The sequence below is a fragment of the Pseudomonas sp. NPDC087346 genome (assembly GCF_044744235.1).
In the GTDB taxonomy this organism is placed as follows: Bacteria; Pseudomonadota; Gammaproteobacteria; order Pseudomonadales; family Pseudomonadaceae; genus Aquipseudomonas.
Genome location: NZ_JBIUXX010000024.1, coordinates 12,930 through 29,111, shown reverse-complemented (window position 1 = coordinate 29,111; position 16,182 = coordinate 12,930). Strand labels below are relative to the sequence as shown.

The window sequence follows — 16,182 nt, the reverse complement described above, 5'->3', positions numbered from 1 at the left end:
GCAATGAAGCCGCTGCCGATGCGCCTCGGGGATTTGTCGGTCGGTTTCGTCCATAGCCTGGCAGATGCCGTGCGCAGTCATGATTGCGACCCGCAACCGCTGCTGGAGCAATACGGTCTGGACGCCGCACGCCTGGCCGAGGCCGGTGCGCGATTGTCGATTCCGCGTTACATGCGCCTTGGGCATGCTGCGATTCAATTGACCGGCGACCCGGCGCTGGGTTTGCGCATGGGTCAGCTCAGCCGCTTGAGTCAGGCCGGGCTGGCCGGCGTCACCGCTGCGCAAGCACCCACCGTTCGCGAAGCAGCTCGCTGCCTGATCCGTTTTGAACCGCTATACGGCTCCAACTATCGCGGCCAGGCGAGTTTTCACGAGGATGCCAACGGTGCCTGGCTGCGCTTCTATTCAATCAGCCCTTACAACGCCTACAACCGCTTCGTGGTTGATTCGATCATTGCCGGGTGGTTGCATCAGCTATCCAGCCTGAGCCACGAACCACTGCGCGCAGAACGCATCGAAATCGAATTCGACGCCCCCGACTACCGCGAGGCTTATACCGTACTCGGTGACTGTCCCATCCAGTTCGGCGCAGAGCAGAATCAGTTGCGCCTGAGCCTCAGCAGCCTCGCCCGGCGCAACCCGGAGCACTGCCCAAGCACTTGGCGTCATCTGCTGCAATTGTGTGAGCGGGAACTGGAACAACTGACCCGCACCCGCAGCCTGCGCGAACGCATCACCCAATTGCTCGGGCCGCTGCTCAATGGTGGTCGGGAACCGGATCTGGAAGAAGTGGCGGCACGCTTGAAACTGCCAACCTGGACTTTGCGGCGCAAACTGGCCGAGGAAGGCACGCAGTTTCGCGCCATCCTCAATGACACTCGCCGTGATCTGGCGATGACCTACATTCGCGACACCGAACTGGCGTTCGGCGAAATCGCCTATCTACTGGGTTTTGCCTCGGCCGAAGCTTTTCAGCGCGCGTTCAAGCGCTGGAACGGCCAGACACCGGGCGAGTTCCGCCGCAGTCACCGCAAAACCGCCTGACGCTTACAACTCGGTGGCGTCTTCTGCCGGCTCCGGAGAGTCCAGCTCGTACGCTTGGTATTCGAGCAGTTCTTCTTGATAGTCATCCATCGTGTAATCCCCCTGCTGCTCGCTTGAAAGCGGCCTGATCAATCGACCCGTGCCCCGAGCATAAAGTGCCCGTGTGAAGGAAAAATGAAACGCGTCCTTCATGAAATAAAACGTAGCAGGTGGTCAGGAATTTATCGCGGGATTTTTGTCAGGCGAATGTAACGAAATTTGAAGGCGGGCAGAAACAACTGTAGGAGTGAGCCTGCTCGCGATAGCGGTCTCTCAGTCAACAATAATGTTGAAGCTGAAGGCGTCATCGCGAGCAGGCTCACTCCTACAGGGTGAATCCCGATTACTGGCCGGAAGCAGGCATCGCCGGAATCGGCTCTGATGGCGGCGCGAGGTTCGGCGGATTGGCCGGCGGCGTGATCGTTTCAGTGGCAGGCGCAGGCTCAGCACTCGGCTCAGGAGTGATCGGCGCTGCTTCTGCAGGCGGTGTCACCGGCTCGGAACTCACTGGCGCAGCTTCAACCGGTGCAGCCAACGGCGCAGGCGCTGGCGCCGCAACTGGCTCCGCTGCTGGCACTGCCGGCGTTGGATTTGCCTTCGGCTCAGGCACACCCAGATCAGGTTTCGGCTGCTCTTCGATGTGCGCCTTTTTCTTGGTATCCGCCGGCAAGAACTGTTCGACCAACGCAAAGAAACGCTCGTAGAACTTCTGCGAGTTCACGGTTTCACTGGCGACCTTGACCATCGAGTCGTCCGACGAGCCAATTGGCATCGACACCGAACCCAGCACGCCAACACCCAGACTGGCCGAGTTGTTGGTCTTCTTCAGTGCATAACGATCCTGCAAGGCGTTGGCGAACACCGTGGCGTGATGCCCGGCGCTGCCATCTTCGGCACAGACGATGTTGAAGCTGATCTCCAGATGCGACTCACCCGTTTGCTGGAAGCTTTTGTGGCCGCTGACCAGTTTCGGGTCGCTGCTGGTAATGATGTAGCCCTGACTGAGCAACGCACGACGGGCCGCTTCGCAACTCGCGGTGTCGGTCACCGGGTAATTGCGCGAAAACGTACCGGAGTCGTCGAAGTTCTCATGCTCATAGAGAGGCTTGTCCTTCGAGCAGCCGGCAACAGCGGTCAACAACAGCGCCAACCCAACGACACGCATGGGAGTTGAAATCAACATTAAACATCCTGAGGGAAAACAGTCTGGGGCGTATTGTGCAACAGATCACGCCCCGACGGCGTATGGATTAGTGTCATAAGACAGTTACAACTGTATCGACCATCAACGACGGGAAAAAGTCGAATCGATGCATGATCGATGAAACCTCTGTCATTTGGCCACTATCGAACACAAAAAAGCCCCGGCGGTTAGGCCGGGGCTCTTGTCTTGCCGCTCAGTCAGACATCAGTAACGCTTGATGTCAGCCTGGGTTTCCAGTTGCTTGCGGAACGCCGCGAAGTCTTGCTGACCTTCACGGGACGCGAGGAAGCGACGGTACTGAGCCTTCTCTTCATCGGTCGGTGCAGCCGCTTCGTTGACGCTGTTCAGGCGCACGATCATCAGGCTGCCGTCCGGCAGGGTTACGCTGCTGAAGGTCGGTTTGTCCTTGGCAGCCGGTTTCGGCATGCGGAACAGCGCCTGCAGCACGGTTGGGTCAACCCCTTCCTGAGCGCGGGTGGCCGCCTGAACGACTTTCCAGCTCTGACCGTCAACTGGCTTGTCCAGTGCAGTCTTGCCATCGCGCAGGCTGGCGATCAGTTGATCGGCCTTGGTCTTCGCGGCAGCGCTGGCGTGCTCTTTGGCCAACTGGGTGCGAATGGCGGTAGCCACGCTTTCCAGCGGCAGTTGCGCAGGCTTCAGGTGTTCCTTGGCGCGCAGCACGACCACGGTTTCCGGATCCAGCTCGATGGCGGTGCTGTTGGCGTTTTCTTCCAGCACTTCCGGGCTGAACGCAGCAGTCACCACGGCACGGTTGGCCGCAATGCCTTCGCCACCTTCACGGCCGAACGGCTTGGACGTGTGCACGGTCAGCTTCAGATCGGAGGCTGGTTGCACCAGGTCAGAGGCTTCGAACGAGGCGTCTTCCAGTTGCTTGGTCGCCTCAACGAAACGCTGCTCGACCTGCGCGGCTTTCAGCTCGCGGGTCAGCTTGTCTTTCAGGCTGGCCAGCGTCGGCACTTCCGGCGCTTCAACACCCAGCAGCTTGATCAGGTGGAAACCAAAGTCGGTGCGAACCGGCTCGGAAACCTGATCTTTATTCAGCGAGTACAAAGCTTTTTCGAAGGCTGGGTCGTAGACGCCAGGGCCTGCATAACCGAGGTCACCGCCATTGTTGGCCGAACCCGGGTCCTGCGAGAACTCTTTGGCCAGCGCTTCGAATTTCTCGCCCTTGGCCAGACGCGCCTGGACTTCTTCGATCTTCGCCTTGGCCTGAGCTTCGGTGGTCTTGTCGTTCACTTCGATCAGGATGTGCGCGGCACGACGCTGCTCGGACAGGTTGGCGATCTCTTTCTGATACGCCGCCTGCAAGTCTTCATCCTTGACGGAGACCTGGTCGAAGAACGAAGCCTTCTTCAGTTCGAGGTAATCGATGACCACCTGATCCGGGGTCATGAACTCCTTGGCATGCTCGTCGTAGTAAGCCTTGACCTCATCGTCGGTCAGTTTGACCGCCGCCGGGTCAGCCTTGACGGTCAGCGAAGCGAAATCGCGGGTCTGTTTTTCCAGACGGGCAAATGCCAGCACTTCAGCGTCAGTAACAAAACCGCTACCGGCGACACCGGCACGCAGTTGGCCGATCAGCATTTCCTGAGCCAGCATCTGGCGGAATTGCATGCGCGAGTAGCCCAGTTGACGGATCACCTGGTCAAAGCGATCGGAACTGAACTTGCCGTCTACCTGGAATTCAGGCGTCTGCAGGATCACTTGGTCCAATGCGCCTTCGGAGAAAGCGAACTTCGATTGTTCGGCGCCTTGCAGCAGCAGCTTGCGATCGATCAGACCCTTGAGGGCCGATTCGCGGAGCATTTTTTCGTCAAGCAAGGAAGCATCGAAGTCCTTGCCCAGCTGTTGCATCAGCTGACGGCGTTGCATGTCAACGGCCTGGCTCAGCTCGTTCTGGCTGATTTCTTCACCATTGACCTTGGCCGCATCGTTGGAATGCGTAGTGGCCTTGAAAATGGCGTCGAAACCGGTCAGAGCCATCAGTGCAACGATGACTCCGATAATGGTCTTGGCAATCCAGCCTTGTGAATTGTCCCTGATATTCTGCAGCATGCGTCCCCCAGAAACGGTTGAACTTCAAAAATTAGGCAACCGTGGAGCGTGGGTAGAATCCGGATAGAAGAAAGGCGCATCCGAGGATGCGCCTTCTCGTAACTGGCGGAGCGGACAGGGCTCGAACCCTCGATCCCGGCGTTACAGGCAACTGATCCAGCTACCTGCTCTACCGCTCCGCTGCCAAGTCAGGGATGACCCCGACCCGGATAGGTAAAAACCTGAAACGAACTTAGTTGACCGCTTCTTTCAGTGCTTTACCGGCTTTGAAACCTGGTTTTTTAGCAGCAGCGATCTGCAGCGTCTTGCCGGTCTGTGGGTTACGACCAACGCGAGCTGGGCGATCAGTTACGGAGAACGTACCGAAACCAACCAGAACAACGGAGTCGCCAGCCTTGAGAGCGCCAGTGACGGATTCGATTACAGCGTCCAGCGCACGGCCAGCAGCAGCTTTCGGGATATCAGCGGATGCAGCGATAGCATCAATCAGTTCCGACTTGTTCACTCTAAGTCCCCTTATATCTATTTTGAGTTGATTCTAAGTTTTTTGGTGAAAGCAAAAACGAGTGCTGAATGGCCTACAGACACTTAAGAGCCGCTTTATAACAAGGGCTCTAAAAAGCTGTCAAGGAAGCCACCCAGGCAAAAACGTATTAATGCGTGCTAATTCTTTCCTTAGAGTCAGACTCGCGTTTTTCGTCCTTGGCAACTATCTCCGGAGCCACATCCGGCAAGGGCTCCGGCGCGTATTGCAGCGCAATTTGCAGGACCTCGTCAATCCATTTAACCGGTTTAATCTGCAGATCCTGCTTGATGTTGTCCGGAATCTCCTTCAGATCACGTACGTTCTCTTCAGGAATAATCACAGTCTTGATTCCGCCGCGGTGTGCCGCGAGCAGTTTTTCCTTCAAACCACCGATCGCCAGTACCTGGCCACGCAGGGTGATTTCGCCAGTCATGGCGACATCGGCGCGCACCGGAATGCCGGTCAATGCCGAGACCAGTGCCGTGCACATGCCTACACCAGCGCTAGGGCCGTCTTTCGGGGTCGCCCCTTCCGGCATGTGGATGTGCGTGTCGCGCTTCTCATGGAAGTCCAGAGGGATGCCCAGGCTCTTCGCCCGGCTACGCACAACGGTAAGCGCCGCAGTGATCGATTCGACCATTACGTCACCGAGGGAACCGGTCTTGATCAGTTGACCTTTACCCGGCACGACAGCGGCTTCGATGGTCAGCAATTCACCACCAACCTGAGTCCAGGCAAGGCCGGTCACCTGACCGATCTGATCCTGCTGCTCGGCCAGACCGTAGCGGAATTTACGCACACCGAGGAAATGCTCCAGCAGTTCTGCTGTCACTTTTACCGAGAAGCGTTTTTCCAGCGCATGCTCTTTGACTGCCTTGCGGCAGACCTTGGCAATCTGCCGCTCAAGGCCACGCACACCGGCTTCACGGGTGTAGTAACGGATGATGTCGCGGATCGCTTCAGCGTCGAATTCCAGTTCGCCCTTCTTCAAGCCATTGGCCTGAATCTGCTTTGGCGACAGGTATTTAACGGCGATGTTGATCTTCTCGTCTTCGGTGTAGCCCGGCAGACGGATGACTTCCATCCGGTCGAGCAGCGCCGGCGGGATATTCATCGAGTTCGAGGTGCACAGGAACATCACATCGGACAGGTCGTAATCGACTTCCAGATAGTGATCGTTGAAGTTGTGGTTCTGCTCGGGATCGAGCACTTCCAGCAACGCCGACGCCGGATCGCCACGCATGTCGCTGCCCATTTTGTCGATTTCATCGAGCAGGAACAGCGGGTTGCGAACGCCCACCTTTGTCATCTTTTGAATCAATCTTCCCGGCATCGAACCGATGTAAGTCCGGCGGTGACCACGAATTTCCGCTTCATCACGCACGCCGCCAAGGGCCATGCGCACGAATTTACGGTTGGTGGCATGGGCAATCGACTCAGCCAGCGAGGTTTTACCCACGCCAGGAGGACCAACCAGGCACAACACCGGGCCACGGATTTTTTTCACGCGTTTTTGCACGGCGAGGTACTCAAGGATGCGCTCCTTGACCTCTTCGAGACCGTAGTGATCGGCATCGAGAATGTCTTCTGCACGCGCCAGATCAAGGCGAACCTTGCTCTGTGCCTTCCACGGCACTTGCACCAGCCAGTCGATGTACGAGCGCACCACAGTGGCCTCAGCGGACATCGGCGACATCTGCTTGAGCTTGTTCAGCTCGGCAGTCGCTTTGGTCAGCGCGTCTTTCGGCAGGCCGGCAGCATCGATGCGCTTTTTCAGCTCCTCGATTTCATTGTGACCTTCGTCACCGTCGCCCAGCTCTTTCTGAATGGCCTTCATCTGCTCATTCAGGTAGTACTCGCGCTGGCTGCGCTCCATTTGCTTTTTGACGCGGCCGCGAATGCGTTTTTCGACTTGCAGCAGGTCGATTTCGGCATCCAGCAGAGCGAGAACGTGCTCGACGCGGGCCGACAAATCGATGATTTCGAGGATTTCCTGCTTCTGCTCGATCTTCAGCGCCATGTGCGCGGCCATGGTGTCTACCAGACGACCCGGCTCTTCGATGCTGTTGAGCGACGACAGGACTTCAGCCGGGACTTTCTTGCCCAGCTGCACATATTGTTCGAACTGCGACAGCAGGCTGCGCACGAAGACTTCCGACTCGCGGTCAGGGGCGTCAACTTCGTCAATCAGCGAGACTTCGGCACGGCAGTGGCCGTCGACTTCACTGAAGCGCTCCACGGCGCCCCGCTGCTCGCCTTCGACCAGAACCTTGACGGTGCCGTCAGGCAGCTTCAGCAGCTGCAGAACAGTGGCGATCGTACCGACGCGATACAGCGCGTCTTCACCGGGATCATCATCAGCCGGGTTTCTTTGGGCCAGCAACAGGATTTGCTTGTCGCCCGTCATCGCTGCCTCGAGGGCTTCGATGGATTTCTCGCGCCCCACGAACAGCGGGATAACCATGTGCGGATAAACCACGACATCACGCAATGGCAGGAGAGGCAATTCGATGGTGGTCTTCATGATTTCGCCTCTACGGCGGCCATATGGCCGTAAACAGATGGAAGTAAGCTTGAAACCAAGATGGGGGCTGCCTTGAAAAAAAACAAGCGCAAAGCGGATGTTAAAACGCGTTAATAAAAAAGGGGCCCGAAGAGGTCATACCCAGGAGATACATCGCTTGCGCTTTGGACACCATAGCGTGTCGTTGTATCGGGCTTTTGAGCATCAGACGTTATCGATGCTGATACATACGAACTTGTCCACCAGGCGCAGACCAACGTTGACACTCCTCTCGCTCGGCAGTCCAGCTTGGTTGTGAGGCCCCTTAGACTCCACAGTTGCTGAAGCTATCGCCAAAGGAATGCCCTTGCTTGTTCCCTTGTCCCCCAAGCTTGGGATTCCTCTGCCCTCTAAAAACAATTTTCGGCGTCCATCCCACTACCGTACCCAGCAAATCCCACCGCCTAACGTCCCACACCCGATAGTTTCTGTTCAGACCTGCCTCGGAATCAATCGACCAGTACCTTACGAATCGCACGAGCAAAGCCCACCTCAAAAACTATCCGACCGTGTTCATTGGTTATTTCACCATGACTCCCCTCCTGCAGACCGCGCTCCTCCAGGTACTCTGGGGATATCGCCTTTTGTAAGGCTTCGCGCTCAGAGGAAGTCAGTTGTGCGGACAGTGCAAGCACCGCCACAGGTTTCGCTCCAGGTGAAACCGCGATGGTGGCCCCCTGCGGACGCCGGTCTACAATCACCTGCGTGTTCGCTTTCAGAACGTTGAGTTGCGCCTTGAGCTTGTCACGCTCGACGATAATGGCCTGGATGATGGAGCGTATGGCTGGGTCCTCGATACGCATCAGGTATTCATAACTTGCCAACGTCCTTGGTAACTTGGGTAAAGGTGGTCCGGCGTAAGCCCCCCAAGCCTCAATGAGCACTTTGTAGTCGGCAGATTGCGCATTGTAGAGAACACGCCCCTTCAAAATGCCCGCCGCCTCAGCGAGTCGCCCGATGGTCGGCAATGAAAAGTCACGGGACCCCGTTTCATGCTGTATTCGACAAAGCTCGTGGATTTTCGCCAGGTTTGAGCGTCGGTTCGAACGCGCGCCTTTAGCGAGCAACGCTTGCAGAACAACATCCGGATGCACGTCTGTTGCGCCATTCATCATTCATCTTCTCTGGAAGTTGGGGGCCCGATTGGAAACGCCTGGACGCCGTGTGTCTTAGCCAGCAGCGAGCACAGATCAAGATCAAAGTACTGGCTGAGCCTCACGCCTGCATCCATCAAACGAATCACTTCCCGCTGGCCCAAAGCGGGATTGGCCGGATTCATTTGCTGAGCAAGCCGGCGCATAAACGCGTTGCCGGCGAGCAGTTGCTCTTGCTCACTCAAAAGCATGAACACCGGTGGCAAGTCCTCGCGATAGAGGATCGTGTCGAGTAACTGACTGCGGCGAAACACGGCCTTTCCCGGTTCCAGATCGGGATAGACATCAACGCTTTCGCATACTCCTGCGAGCTGGAGCAACTCCGAATTCGTTTCCTCGAAAACGACGTGCACATCACCCACGGTGCCGGCAGCCACCAACTGGCTACCGCCGCTCGCAGGCATGACCTTGAGTGCTACCTTGCAGCGCTCGATAAGACGCCAGCAGGCGACGAGGTCTTCAGCGAGGTCGCTGAAGCGCTTGATGGCCAGCTCCCACACCCGGGTAGCTTGCTGGTAGGCCTGCATCTGGGCAAACGGCTGGCCGGCCTCTTCTGCATCCACCTTCTGCTTTTTGAGATCTTGTAGAGTCTTCTCGTGGGAGAGACAAGCATTACGCGCCTCATCGAAATGATAGGCGAGCGTATTGAAGTGTGCAGCCAGAGCCGGCAAGTAGTGTGGCTCGGTCACAAACCAGCGACAACGCACGCAGTTTCGACTGCCGCCCGGAACAGGCCCATGTTTGGGAGCGATTGCCGCCGAGCCCTTGGCAATCAGTGCCCCGCCGTTGTAACACCCCCCCGCACCGCCGTTCCCCTCGGCTTCGCTGGTGTTACCGCCCACCAGGCAGAGCCCATGGTGCATTGGCATCCAGCCTACCGAGTTACGTGCAGCCGGATGAGGCGTAATGGCCGCGGCAAGGCTAGAAACGCCATTACAGATCGCCCGCTGCAAAAGCTCGCCGTGGTCTGTGTCGAGCAAGAAGCTCTGGATACTGGCCTCCTTGTTCTCTTCTAGCCGTTTCGCTGCATCGACCAGTACGTCGCGAATGTGCGACGCACCAGGTTTGGTGTAATACAAGGTCATTAATAGGCGGCTGTGGCCAGCCAGTTTCTGCAGGATGGGGAACGGTACCTGGCCTTCGAGAGCCAGCGCAGTGATGAGCGAAACACGCAAGCTGTGCAAGGGGAAGAGCGTGTTTTGCGCAGACCTCCCCTGCGCTACTGACGGTGTTAGGAGTCGAATAGGCGTGCCGTTTCGGTGGGTTTCCCCCCGATCCGCGAGCTGAGCCTCCAGCGTCTCCAGCAGGTAGAACCAACCTTTAAACAACGTCATTTCCTTTAGTGGGAGATGACGCTCACTCTCTGCCGCCTCTGGCATACGAAAGAGAAAACACGTGTCAGGGGAGTCGGCCAGTTGCACATTGCTCTTGGCATTGATGTGGCGTCCGTCCAATTCCGCCCAAGCGCCGCGCCGCGAGATCGGGTTGTACTTCTCCTGCCAGTTGCGCAGTTTCTCCAGCCAGTAGAAGACATCCTGATGAACTTCCCCGCCGAACGACCAAGGCAACACGTAGCCCTTCTCTGAAGCAGACCTGGCGATGTCAGCAGTCTTGTTGGTATTGATGTAGAGCACGGTCGAAACTGCCTCACCGTCGGTGAGACCAACGCTGCGTCGAAACACCCCTTGTTGCAATGGCCGACGCCGGTTGTTTTGTGCGAGCCTATGGGGATTTGGTATCCAGCCCCCACACTCATAGCGCCATGTATCGGCTTCGCCGGAGTCAAGCATTCGGACTTGGTAGGTGCGTAGCGGTAGTATGAGTTTTACAGCCAAGGCCACCCAGCGTACCGGGCTCCACATTTCCAGGTGCGTTCCGTTTTTCATCGGACGCTCACGCCACACACAGTCCGGATCGCTGCGGTCAATCTGATCTTCGCTCACGTCGAACCAATCCGGTGCGACGAACCCAGATTTGCCAACTTCGGCTCCCAGAGCGCTCGTTGCCCAGTGCCAGTCGCGAAAGTCCGGCCCCGCCACGAGCAACTTGCGCAGCTCTTCAAGGTAACCATAGGGCAGTGGCGAATACACACTTTCGTCGCATTCAGGCAGGCTACGGCGAGACATCCGAAGTACGGGATTACGAAAAGCGGCAGAAACGGTTATCTGCCCATTGGTAGAGGCTTCGCTGAATTCATGCATGAGGACGAAGTCAATGAAGGTGCAGATGTGGTTGTTGTATTTGATGCCCTTCACAGAGTCCGGACAAACCGTTCGGAAAAAATCAGGCATGAGCGTATCGCGCGCTAGCGCCATAGCCGGATCAACCGGTAACCCCTGCTGGATTAAGTACCGTTCAAAAAAGACGGCCAAGGCCTTGAGCTTATCGTCAATACCTCGTACTTCCCCTTTCAGCCACTCTATCGCCAGCACACGCCACGCGGCGAGTTGGGGATAGGCCTGCTCAACCCAACCGAGGGCAGTATCCGTTTTACGTGTAACGCGCTTCTTTTCGGCCATGAACGCGCGCCCTCAGTCTTGGTTGATATTCGTTAGCCAGGAGCACGGCGAACGCTGAGTAGCGGAATGATTTTCTCGCAATCGCAACGCGGCCGCCTCCAGAGCCGCCCGGGCCTCCCGAGCGGTCGACTGTGTGTAGACTTCCTGGCTTTCCAGTGACGCGTGATGCATGAAGCGACGAATGAGTCCCTTATCGACACCGGCGCTACAGAGACGGCGGGCATAGGCGTGACGATGCCCATGTGGCGTCGTGCCCAAAACCTTGCTCACCGTAAGCCCGATGCGTTCACAGGCACAGGCATGGGCCTTGTTGTATTGGGTGAGCGAATACATGGCACCGGCAGGCTCACGGGCCAGATTGATGAAGGCGAAGGGATGGCTTCGGTCGATGTACGCGACCTGCTCCAGGTAGCGGTACCACAGGCTTAGAAACCACTCGCCATATTCGGGTTTGAACCAGTAAGCCTGCTTGAAATACGGACCATCGTGTGTCCCGCCCTTCCAGCCGGCATGTCGCCGCCCCAATAGCTCAGTGCGAGGTACAAGACCGAATTGGCGGGCGAGGTATTGCGCTCGATTACCTTGACTGCGTCGCCCTCGCTCGTCGTACCAATCGCAAGGGGCGAGGCCGTGGTGAGGATGGTGAATATGGACCTTCGCTTCGAGCGGTCTGACAGGATCGGGAAAAACATCGGGGATATAAAGATGGAATGGTTCCGACTCTCGAAAACCAGCGCCATGCAACAGCAATGTGATGAGCATGCCACGATAATCACGGCGTCCGGCCGGGCAAAACCCTTTGACCAACAGTTCTTCAAATCGCGCTTCCGGAAAGGCCGGCGGCTCACTTTTTTCGACGCAGGGCAGGCGCTGCCCCCGCACCTGACAACCGGCCTTAGTGATTGGTGCGTTCGCAGCCCAGGTGTGCCCCAGAAAAGCCTTGCTGCGCCGGTATTGGTAGGCAGCCTCGTCGACCTGTTGATCAAAGGCGTTCCCCACGTAGCCTAGGTTCACCTTGGCGGCCTGCGGGCGCGCCTCACTGAGCCAACTGAAAAAGTCAGACAGATGAGTAATGATGTGCGAAGCATCCTGTGGTGAGCGTTGCCTCCAGCACAAGTTGCTCGGATCGAGGCCCGTGTCCCGATCGAAGGTCCCGGTGTAGAGACGCTGAGCGAAGGTCTGGAACAGGCGCTGAGTGTCGTACTCAGAAGGGTTCGCTTGCAGGTACTCGAGGAACATCCGAACCGAGCGTGCGACCTTCCTCATCCACATCAGACTGCGGTCGTGACTGCGCCAAAGGCAATAATCGAGCAACGATGTCAGCACACCGGCAGGCGTCAGCAGCGCTGGAAGTTCCGTATAGACCCCCGTAGCATCAGTAAAAACGCGTGCCTTGATTGTCACAAACATGAGAGCAACTCAATCCGCATAAGGTGTACGCGACGCACCCGCACAAGATAGAGAGTGGCGTCAGCGTCACCTCGCTTGCAGGTGTTGGTGGCCAGGTGTGCAGGTCCAGACATAACGTTAGATTTCGAGGCACATTTCGTAGCATTCCTCGCTTGGCTCTAACGGGGGAAGAATCTTTCGCGTCGAACAATCTCGAGTAAACAGTACAATGCGGCTGTAACCCCGTCATCCAGAGAAGCACTCAGAACGAGCTCCGAGCACTAATCTTAGCACCCGGCTCTCACGCTGCTTCGCCCTTTCTGTTTGTCTCCACCTAGCCACGGTGAAGCGAAATCGCGGACTATCACAGCCACGTCTCGGCAAGCTTATACATACAATGGGGTGGGGCCCACATAGCATGCTGATAGATGGTATAGCTTTACTTGGATAGGGTAGGAGACATTGGGTCATCGACGACAAACGGCGCCGGGGAAGTGAGCACTGGCCGATATGGAACGAGAGGCAGGAAGTGACGTTTCAGGGGTGAGGCGTATGTGGACGTCACAACCACACACCCCGGCGATGACCAGCGAGGCCTGAGCGTTCAGGGAGGGCAAGGAAACTTGAATTTGACGCCGATGCACCGACTGAAAAGGGGCATCACTTCTGTGCTGACGCCGAAGCCCCCCTGGCAACCTAGGGCTTTTCCGAGTTCGGCAAGTCACGATGCATTCGTGGTGCGGAATCAACTGAGAACAAACCGTTGAAAGCCGCCGGCACACCGACGGCCCCATCATTAGTGCTGCCTAGTGAGATTCCATTGGCGTAATACACTTAGACGAATTTCCAATTCGCGGCCTGAAACCTGATGCGAGCGGCGCGCCAAGTCGCAGGAACACTTGGAAAATTTTAAATTGAAGAAGCTTTCTTTTAAGGCACGGTTCACTTGATATCTCGGGAAAGTGGAAGAACACGACGGAACGTGCGACATGATTCAACAGCTCGGCATCACTGTGTCGAAGGCAGTTTTCCAAATGAATAGCCAATTGCTCCTCAGTTATAGGTTGGCCGGGAAATTCAAGCCCTATTGCTTTTGTTTGGCCCATTTTGACCTCCGTGACAGGGGCACGAACTAATGTTCGCCTAGCAATAAAAGACGCCCAATGCACATATGGCAAGGATGTTTACTCCACGAATGCGGACCACTCGTCAGTTTTTTCAAAATAAAAATAGAACCAATACAGTTAAGCGTGGTGATCCCTGCTGCCAAGGCGATGCATTGCCGGTGCGCAACGGCGCTACAAAGCCTGCGAACACTGCTCTTCAAATCGTACAAGCGTTATCAGCGAGACAGGGACCCTCAACGTTCCGTGCGGCACCTGCCCCCTATATGCAGCCGCCGAGTGTCAGGACACCGGGCCGGTGCGCTCTTCGAGCAACCGTCGCCAGTAAAGAGTCAGCGCGATCCGGTGGTGGGGATGATAAGCGATCAATTCGGCCTTCCAATCATTTATTGGCCCTAGCCCCCCCTGCATGACACCCCATCTGATTGGCGATGGTGCCATCGGCAAACTGAACTGCGCGCCCTCACATAAGCGCCAGGAGTGAGCGTTTTTGATCGTTCACTATTTAGGTCTTTAGCAATCGCCGTCTCGAAAACCACGAGCCGTGAGGGGCTCGTCTCACAGAGCTCATTTCATGGTTGAATAACATATTCTTCAACCGTCGAACTTGCTGCTGACCGCTGTCAATATCCATAGCAAATCGACAAGCCAGCTCGTTATCAGCACGCTACAACCACGTTGCCTATCGCCGCAGAACGTCTTCTGCCCTTCCCCCCTGGCATTCAGGCCAGATGAATGTCCCACTCATCATCCGATTGCCCCTGCCACCTGAACTCAAGAAGAACTCTTCAGCGAACAAGGATGAACCTAAAAATTGGATCGTTCATCCGCACCACAAAAGAAGGAAGCCCTTACATTTTTCGGAAGATTTCTCTGCTAATTCTTGTGCATCGACTGGTACTTAAAACATACGGAAGGCGCATGCGCTCAATGATGTGTACTGATCTGCGGTCTGAGACCACAAGCACCAAACATGGGCGCTGGACGGGGTGCCTTTTTATGTATCTCGCGTCGAATACAACGGCGACGCACGGTATCTCACCCATTGCACGATACACAATTAACCTGCTGTCGGGCCGTCCTCAGCTCGCAGGATGGATAGTGGGACTCTTGGTGCTTGCATCGCAATGCTGTGCCGCTTCGCAGCCACAGCAGATCAATAGCGCACCCAGCGAAGCATTCCTAGGTTTGCAGCAGTTGTGGTTAATGACCCGCTCACCAGAGGGTCAACTGGAGCTCGAACACCCCATGCTCCCCAAAGACATGGCGAGTGAAGAGCCTATTGATAGCCTTTCATTGGAAGAGGCACGCCGTCGCTCCTTCGATGAAAGTTTCACGCTCGGCGCTTCTCGCTCTAAAGTTCAAGCCTCATCCGACCTTGCGCGTGCCGCCTATGCAGGCGTCCTGCCTTCTTTGGACATACGCATGGCAAAAGGGCGCGGCAACTCCACACCTTCAATGGCCCTGGACGAAGCTACGGGCGCGCCGCTGTCCTCGAGCATCCAAACGCAAACGGAAATCTTTGGCGTACTCAGTCAGCCGCTATTCAATCTCTCAGCCATGGCAGACATCCGCAACGCCGCAGCCATAAAACGTGCAAGTGCCGCTGATGCAGACGGGGTACAGAGCGATGTCAACTACGATACTACTGCCGCCTTCTATAGCGCCGTAGAGGCAGCGCTCTCACTGAAGATTTCCCTCGCACAACAAAAGCGCTTGGAAAAGCTTGGTGAGTGGGTCACTGCGCGAGCCGAAGCCGGTGGTGCTAGCGGCGCTGACCGAGAACGCATCAAAGCACGTGTTCTTGCAGCCAAGTCGGCTGTTCAGGACGCCCTTGCTCAAGCAAACCAGGCCAATATCAATTTGAGTCGTCTCACCGGCAGCATGCCGCGCGCATTGAGATTGCCTGCCCTCGCCGATTTGAAGCCGCTGGGTACACTTGAAGGTGCCCTAGCACTCGTGTCCGACGGCAACCCCGCAGTGCGCACCGCACGGGAAAATGAGGAAGCGGCCAGGCAAGAGCGGCGTAAATACCAGGGGCGCTTCGTGCCAGCGATCAAACTTGAGCTATCCAGCAATCGTGTCGCCAACGCCGGCGGCCTCGAAGGCTGGCGCGAAGAGCGAGCGGCAATGGTCGTCCTCACACTCCCCCTGTTCTCAGGTGGGGCCGACTACTATAGGCAGCGTGCTTCGCTCGCCAAGCAGCAAGGATATGAATATGAGCGCCTGGATGCAGAGCGCGAGGCACAGCGCAACTTGCAGGTCGCCTTTAGTGGTCTGGCTTCCAGCCGCGACAAGATCAACTCTCTACGTCAGCAAGCACAAGCTCAAGCACAGGTTGTTGCAGCTTTTGACTCGCAACTTTCTAGCAGTACTCGCAACCTGCTAGATGTGTTCGATGCTTACCAGCAGTACAACCAGTCTCAGCTAGAGCTTGTTCACACGAGCGTACAGTCCGTCCTTCTAGAGCAGCAGATTCAGCGCGTAACCGGGCAACTCGCGGCCAACGCCTTCGCCACGATGTCGAGCTCAAAGGAGTAAATC

At 56.7% G+C, this 16,182-nt stretch carries 10 protein-coding genes; 2 read left to right on the top strand and 8 right to left on the bottom strand.

What is annotated here, in order from left to right; all coding sequences use genetic code 11:
* Positions 1 to 3: 3 nt before the first annotated feature.
* Positions 4 to 1,044, top strand: coding sequence for an AraC family transcriptional regulator (locus ACIOZM_RS15945; protein WP_401215562.1), 1,041 nt, complete (start codon positions 4 to 6; stop codon positions 1,042 to 1,044).
* Positions 1,045 to 1,047: 3 nt separating this feature from the next.
* On the opposite strand, the gene ACIOZM_RS15940 is transcribed toward ACIOZM_RS15945, so the two are convergent.
* The 8 genes from ACIOZM_RS15940 to gmtY form a co-directional block, all read right to left on the bottom strand.
* Positions 1,048 to 1,236 (bottom strand): hypothetical protein, encoded by a 189-nt coding sequence (locus ACIOZM_RS15940; RefSeq protein ID WP_401215560.1) that lies wholly within the window; start codon positions 1,234 to 1,236, stop codon positions 1,048 to 1,050.
* A gap of 190 nt (positions 1,237 to 1,426) precedes the next feature.
* Positions 1,427 to 2,266 carry a DUF2242 domain-containing protein gene (locus tag ACIOZM_RS15935; RefSeq protein ID WP_401215558.1) on the bottom strand — a complete coding sequence of 280 codons (840 nt, stop codon included), beginning with the start codon at positions 2,264 to 2,266 and terminating at the stop codon, positions 1,427 to 1,429.
* Positions 2,267 to 2,491: 225 nt separating this feature from the next.
* Positions 2,492 to 4,363, bottom strand: coding sequence for a SurA N-terminal domain-containing protein (locus ACIOZM_RS15930; protein WP_401215556.1), 1,872 nt, complete (start codon positions 4,361 to 4,363; stop codon positions 2,492 to 2,494).
* A gap of 232 nt (positions 4,364 to 4,595) precedes the next feature.
* Positions 4,596 to 4,868, bottom strand: coding sequence for an HU family DNA-binding protein (locus ACIOZM_RS15925; protein WP_008077714.1), 273 nt, complete (start codon positions 4,866 to 4,868; stop codon positions 4,596 to 4,598).
* Positions 4,869 to 5,016: 148 nt separating this feature from the next.
* On the bottom strand, positions 5,017 to 7,413 hold the full coding sequence (lon, locus tag ACIOZM_RS15920; RefSeq protein ID WP_401215555.1) for an endopeptidase La: 2,397 nt from the start codon (positions 7,411 to 7,413) through the stop codon (positions 5,017 to 5,019).
* 488 nt (positions 7,414 to 7,901) lie between these two features.
* The gene (gene gmtX / locus ACIOZM_RS15915) at positions 7,902 to 8,567 is read right to left on the bottom strand and encodes a gamma-mobile-trio protein GmtX (protein WP_401215553.1); all 666 of its coding nucleotides are present in this window, start codon (positions 8,565 to 8,567) and stop codon (positions 7,902 to 7,904) included.
* Positions 8,564 to 11,125: a VPA1269 family protein gene (locus tag ACIOZM_RS15910; RefSeq protein ID WP_401215552.1), complete on the bottom strand. Its 2,562-nt coding sequence runs from the start codon at positions 11,123 to 11,125 to the stop codon at positions 8,564 to 8,566. Before ACIOZM_RS15910 ends, gmtX begins: the two co-directional genes overlap by 4 nt.
* Positions 11,126 to 11,137: 12 nt before the next feature.
* A complete protein-coding gene (gmtY, locus tag ACIOZM_RS15905) occupies positions 11,138 to 12,535 on the bottom strand; it encodes a gamma-mobile-trio recombinase GmtY (protein ID WP_401215550.1) in 1,398 nt (465 codons plus the stop codon).
* Between the two features lie 1,904 nt (positions 12,536 to 14,439).
* Between gmtY and ACIOZM_RS15900 the strand changes: the two genes are divergently transcribed.
* Positions 14,440 to 16,179: a TolC family protein gene (locus tag ACIOZM_RS15900; RefSeq protein ID WP_401215548.1), complete on the top strand. Its 1,740-nt coding sequence runs from the start codon at positions 14,440 to 14,442 to the stop codon at positions 16,177 to 16,179.
* Positions 16,180 to 16,182: the final 3 nt, after the last annotated feature.

What these genes read in the sequence shown, in the direction of transcription:
- ACIOZM_RS15945 (WP_401215562.1), top strand. Translation starts at nt 4, where the DNA reads ATGAAGCCGCTGCCGATGCGCCTCGGGGATTTGTCGGTCGGTTTCGTC.
- ACIOZM_RS15940 (WP_401215560.1), bottom strand. Translation starts at nt 1,236, where the DNA reads ATGAAGGACGCGTTTCATTTTTCCTTCACACGGGCACTTTATGCTCGG.
- ACIOZM_RS15935 (WP_401215558.1), bottom strand. Translation starts at nt 2,266, where the DNA reads ATGTTGATTTCAACTCCCATGCGTGTCGTTGGGTTGGCGCTGTTGTTG.
- ACIOZM_RS15930 (WP_401215556.1), bottom strand. Translation starts at nt 4,363, where the DNA reads ATGCTGCAGAATATCAGGGACAATTCACAAGGCTGGATTGCCAAGACC.
- lon (WP_401215555.1), bottom strand. Translation starts at nt 7,413, where the DNA reads ATGAAGACCACCATCGAATTGCCTCTCCTGCCATTGCGTGATGTCGTG.
- gmtX (WP_401215553.1), bottom strand. Translation starts at nt 8,567, where the DNA reads ATGATGAATGGCGCAACAGACGTGCATCCGGATGTTGTTCTGCAAGCG.
- ACIOZM_RS15910 (WP_401215552.1), bottom strand. Translation starts at nt 11,125, where the DNA reads ATGGCCGAAAAGAAGCGCGTTACACGTAAAACGGATACTGCCCTCGGT.
- gmtY (WP_401215550.1), bottom strand. Translation starts at nt 12,535, where the DNA reads ATGTTTGTGACAATCAAGGCACGCGTTTTTACTGATGCTACGGGGGTC.
- ACIOZM_RS15900 (WP_401215548.1), top strand. Translation starts at nt 14,440, where the DNA reads ATGAACCTAAAAATTGGATCGTTCATCCGCACCACAAAAGAAGGAAGC.